This window comes from Arthrobacter sp. Sr33 (assembly GCF_054511195.1).
The window spans coordinates 1-5,044 of sequence record NZ_JBTNDD010000023.1 but is presented as its reverse complement, the minus strand read 5'-3'; the positions used below and the strand labels follow the sequence as shown (position 1 = coordinate 5,044).

Sequence of the window (5,044 nt, the reverse complement as noted above, 5' to 3'; positions counted from 1 at the left end):
TCAACAACCTCGACACACTCACCCCCGAGGTTGTCGACGCCGCCCGCGAAGCACTCCTCATCGGCCACTGAATTCCGCGCAAACAACGCCACTTACCGCTGCGATTCACAGACGATAAAAATGCCATATGAAACCTGGGTTTTCAGATTCGCGTTTACCCCGCCCGTGAAACTGTCTCGCTTAGGTCACTCTAGCGCTACAGTGAGAACCATGGCCGGACACATCATCGGATACGCACGCGTCTCCACGAACGAACAAGACCTCACCGCGCAACGCAATGGGCTTGCCGCACTCAATGTCCCCGAAGACCTGATCTACGTCGACCACGGACTCACCGGCACCAACCGCGAACGCCCAGGACTCCGCGAAGCCCTCGCCGCCTGCAGAGCCGGCGACACCCTCGTCATCACCAAACTCGACCGACTCGCCCGATCGCTGCCGGATGCCCGAGACATCATCGAAGACCTCACCAAGAGAGGGATCAAGCTCAGCATCGGCGGATCCGTCCACGACCCCACCGACCCCGTCGGCCGTCTCCTCTTCAACGTCCTCGCCATGGTCGCCGAATTCGAATCAGACCTCATCCGCGCCCGCACCCGCGAAGGCATGCAAGTCGCCAAAGCCAAAGGCAGACTCCGCGGCAAACAACCCAAACTCACCAAGTCCCAAGAAGCACACCTCATCTCCCTATATAAGGGAGGACAACACACCACCACCGAAATCGCCGAACTCTTCAAAGTCGCCAGGAGCACGGTGTACCGGATCGTCCAACGGACTGCCTAGGTCCGGGGCTGCCCCAGGCTAAGCCGATCCGCAAAGTCCAACGTTGTCCGCAGCGATAAACAAATCCTCATATGGTGGGAGTGAATGAAACTTCCCGAGCGGGGCCGCGGTTCAAACGGTTTCGACATTTGATTGATCGATCCAGCGAGCTAGCAGGCTAAAGGCCGCCAATTGTTCGAGGGCAAGCTGTTCGATTCCGCCATCCTCCTGTGGGGGCAGATGCATCCCTGGATTACGTATTGCCGTGTAGAGCCCGTCGGCAAAGGCTCTGGCGCCTCGGTGAAGGTTCTGGTAGGTCTTCCCACCGTCGTCCTTCATCAGTCGAAGGCGGGATCCATTTTTCTTTGGAGCGTCCAATGAGAATGCCTCGTTGAATAAGGCTGTTTCGGAGACATCCATGCGATTCAGCTTGGCCTGAGTCTCTGCGTTGATTCGAATTGCCGCTTGCATCACTGCTTGATGGAAGTGGCCAGTACTCCAATATGATCGGCCGTTTTCCCACGCCCATGGATGTAGATTGGCTGCATCCATGTCGGGAGCGTTGTCGCCCAGATTCTCAGCAAGCTCCGCAGAGCGCTGCAGGGCAACCTTGGCCCGTGAAACTTGGTCGCGGAGCCAATCGTATTCGCTGTCGGGCACGGGGCGGCCTCTAGCCCAGCTAGGTAAGACCCTATCCAGAATTTGCTCTACAACGTGAGCGCCTTGTGCTGCCTCTATATCAGAGCCGCGCATACGTGAACCAATGAAGAATACGCCACCACCGTCGTTCTCATAGGGAACTTGTTCGGTCACGTTCAGAAAGGAATCGATCTCATCGACGGCCCATTCCGGGTTTAACTTGGTCATGGGACCATTCTGCCTTCTAATGCTGACAGCACTATTAGAGGTCTGGCGAACTGGCGAGGGCTCGAATCCATGGCGCCGAGCAGGGCCAACCGCAGATGCGAACGTTGTGCCACCCGAAACTTGGTGACTCGACCACAGCATCGCGACCGCTCACTCCTAATCTTCTATGGCCGAGAGCCATGACCGCAGGGATGCTTCCATTGATCTGATCGTCCCTACAGCAGACAGCAGAGCCTTAGAAGTAGGCACCAGTTTGCTGGACATTTTCGGCATCTGATGTGCAATGCCTTCGAGCTCGGCAGTGTCCATTTCCTCTAACTGATTGGCCATGGAGCGAAGGGTTTCCATTAGATCCTGGGGAGCCTCTTGCGAACCTATGTCTGAGTACAGACTCAGGCTCCGGTTCAGATTGGTCATGAGATGATCCCACGTAGTGATGGCGGCACGTGCACTGACCGTGAGCCGCTCATTCGGTTCTTTTAGAGTGTTGCCGACTAGAACCATTGAAGCTCGTAGTTGTGTTGGATTCTGGGCCTGGAATCTGCCGATAGTATTCTGCAATTCGTCTGCTAGGTCCGTGAAGTTCTCCAGAAACGTAGAGAGCGTTCGCTCGGCTTGGGGCATCAGCTCTTCGACATTCGCAAGGTATTCATCAAGCCCCGGTTCTGGTTCACCCTCTGGCTGCTGATCTGCGCTGAGATCGTTCGCCGCTTCAGGGGTTGATTCCCGGTCTACGATGATCTTCTCAAGGTTCTCAGCGACGACCTCGACAAGATTCGCGTAGTCCGCAGAACCGCGGTCTGCGCGGCGCGCTGCGGTGACATCGAGGTGGAGAGTTGCCTGTAACCGTTCGACGATTGGGTCAGTCAGCGTTTCCGAATGAAGCGTCGGTGGCGTGATCCAAATCAATGGCAACAGAAGTTGTTCCGAACCGTTCCGTTGTGCGGCCTCGGAAAAGGAAGTAAATTCTCGTCTACACCCTTCGCTCTTGAGATAGCGAGGGGTGATAAAGGGCACCAAGAAGGTAGATGCTTGCAGTTCGTCATCCAGCCTCGACCATAGGTCATCACCCCATCGAACGTCTTTGACATCAAGAAATAGTTGGACTGTCCTTCCGTGTATTCCTTCGAGAGCGTCAACCACGTCCGTCGCGAACTGCCGGATGTCACCGCCAGTGCTTGACTCTTGGTCTTGGTGGCTGTAGCTGACAAATATTTTGGCTTCTTCAAGGACAGGCACGGTATCTACTTCCTGAAATCCGGACGAGGGGTGAGGAACAACAGCAGAGCTTTGGACGGATGCTTCTTCGGGTGAATGCCACAACTGGATTTGGGATAGCGCATTCAAGGGCAGTGCCCACAGATCGTCGTCGAAGGCAACGGCTTGTTCACCAGTACCAATTACAAATCCTCGGTGGAACCGATCTCCGTAGTAGTTTTTGAACGCGCGGATGCCTCTGAAATGGCTAGAAGAGACGACGCCGGATGCTTTTATCTCGATCGCGACAAGACGCCCTCGAGCATCCTGCAGCACGAGGTCAACTTCGCTAGTGCGGCCGTTCTTGTTCTCCCTCCAATGACTCAGCGTTACGGTGGTTTCCGCCCAGCCAAGGTGAGCTTTAATTTGCTGAACAACGTGGGCTTCCAACATTCCACCTCGAGTAGAGGCTTCGGCCATCGTCCGATCAGTAGCGAAAAGCACCGATCCGGAGAGTGCTGAGTCAGCGGGATAACACTTGGCTGTTGACCGTACCGATTTCTTTGACGGCCTGTGAAAGTTGGGAAGCTCGTCTACTAGGAACCGACGCTCGAGAATGTCTATATAGCGGTTGACTGTTCGAACGTCGATGCCGATTGACCTGGCAATGGCCGTGGTATTCAGCTCTCCTCCTGGATGCATCAGAAGATGAGTTAGGACGTCGTGAGCGATACGTGAATCCATCCTTTCCTCCGGCATTACGTCGTCGGTCAGGAGCGACCTGATATCTTGCCCAATTTGGCGATGCAGAGTAGCGGTCGAGCGTTCCGCATTCATTATTCGGTATCGGGGAAGACCTCCGCGAATAATCCGCTCCTCCCAATTGAGTGGTAGGGGCACTGACAAGCCCGTTTGAGGAATTCCGTCGAACAATTGATCAACGACGGACCATGGGCCTGACTCCGCGGCTGTTATCTCGGCTTCACTGAGGGGTTCGAGGGTTAATCGAGATGCACGTCGAGCGAGAGGATCCGTTCCACCTAGTCCGGTTTGACCGATTGCCGCAGAACCCGTCAGGACACACCGCACTGATTCGTCAGTTTCGTCGAGGAGTGCTTTGAGCGCTACTGGTAGCTCCGGCAGGAGTTGAGCTTCATCGATAGCAAAAGGCCTAGGTAAGCTCCTCAGCCAAGCCAACGGGTTCTCGGAGGCTGCAGCTAGTTGAGTGGGGTCAGTCATCGTGAAGCTGGCCGAGACAAAGTTTGCATTCTTCAGCTCCCGCAAGAGCCAAGTTTTACCAACGGCACGCGCTCCCTCGACGATGAGTACGGGGGTAGTCTCAATCTGTTCAATGAGGGTGGGCTGAAGAAACCTCTGTATGTGCATGATTGCCATCATACATGCAATGGGTAAAAGATTCTACATAGAATGCATGAAAGCACTCATGCCTTGCCTGCTGAAGCAGCCTCGCATCGCCGGGTAGAACTCGGCTTCCCACACATCGAGATGTCCCATCATCGGCATTCACCCCTCTTCTACGGGTCGCGGACACGATTGACCTTAGCTAGACGCACCGAACATCGAGTCTTGGGTCGAATGGTCAGGTAGTTTTGCCTGATGGCACTGAACGGTCCCTTGAGCATTCACCAGATCAGGACGGGAGCATTATCGGCGACGCCAGGTGCGGTTGAAGAGGTACTGAAGGAGAATTACTACAGGGTTGATCCCGCAGAGTATTTCGAACGCCGGCTCTGGGGAATAATTGCACTTGTTGACATGGAGCCCGGTTCGGTTAGGTGGGACCGCTCCGATCAGGCATCACTCTTCGGACAGTTCCAGTCCGTGCTCCAAGACAAGAAGTTCGCACTGGACGTCCCGGCCGGGGACACTCTCAGCAGCAGAACCATGGCTTCTATTGAGAGTTACACCTTGATGCAGCACGTCATCGAAACTGCATTGCGACTGTTTGTGGCTGGCCAAGATAGAGCCACAGGTAACAGCCCGATGACAAATCTGTTGAACATCAGGCAGAGCTCGGATCTTCGAGATCCCATCAAGCCTCTGCTTGGAGCAAATGCCCGGCATGCGGTCTCCCAAGTAATTTTCCTGGTTGGGCCCCCGTTAGCAGTCCAGTGGCTATGCGATAGCTAGTTGGTTTCCTGCGGTCCAGTTTTCCCAGTAAGCCGACGGTGTCATTCCATCGAGGGATCCATGGGGC

4 protein-coding genes and 1 pseudogene are annotated in these 5,044 nt (G+C 55.1%); 2 read left to right on the top strand and 3 right to left on the bottom strand.

Features of this window, described 5'->3' with window-relative positions; genetic code table 11:
* Nucleotides 1–210 precede the first annotated feature (210 nt).
* Complete coding sequence (locus ACX80T_RS16250; protein WP_024475800.1) at nucleotides 211–783, top strand: recombinase family protein; 573 nt, start codon at nucleotides 211–213, stop codon at nucleotides 781–783.
* A 111-nt stretch (nucleotides 784–894) separates the two neighbouring features.
* On the opposite strand, the gene ACX80T_RS16245 is transcribed toward ACX80T_RS16250, so the two are convergent.
* The 3 genes and pseudogenes from ACX80T_RS16245 to ACX80T_RS16235 form a co-directional block, all read right to left on the bottom strand.
* Entirely contained in the window at nucleotides 895–1,629 is a 735-nt protein-coding gene (locus tag ACX80T_RS16245; RefSeq protein ID WP_024475799.1) for a TIGR02391 family protein, read from the bottom strand.
* Between the two features lie 156 nt (nucleotides 1,630–1,785).
* Nucleotides 1,786–3,570 (bottom strand): DUF4143 domain-containing protein, encoded by a 1,785-nt coding sequence (locus ACX80T_RS16240; protein ID WP_237742076.1) that lies wholly within the window; start codon nucleotides 3,568–3,570, stop codon nucleotides 1,786–1,788.
* A 240-nt stretch (nucleotides 3,571–3,810) separates the two neighbouring features.
* Nucleotides 3,811–4,212, bottom strand: a pseudogene (locus ACX80T_RS16235) (AAA family ATPase); the annotation flags it as partial.
* 231 nt (nucleotides 4,213–4,443) lie between these two features.
* Between ACX80T_RS16235 and ACX80T_RS16230 the strand changes: the two are divergent.
* Nucleotides 4,444–4,977 carry a hypothetical protein gene (locus tag ACX80T_RS16230; RefSeq protein WP_024475797.1) on the top strand — a complete coding sequence of 178 codons (534 nt, stop codon included), beginning with the start codon at nucleotides 4,444–4,446 and terminating at the stop codon, nucleotides 4,975–4,977.
* Nucleotides 4,978–5,044 lie beyond the last annotated feature (67 nt).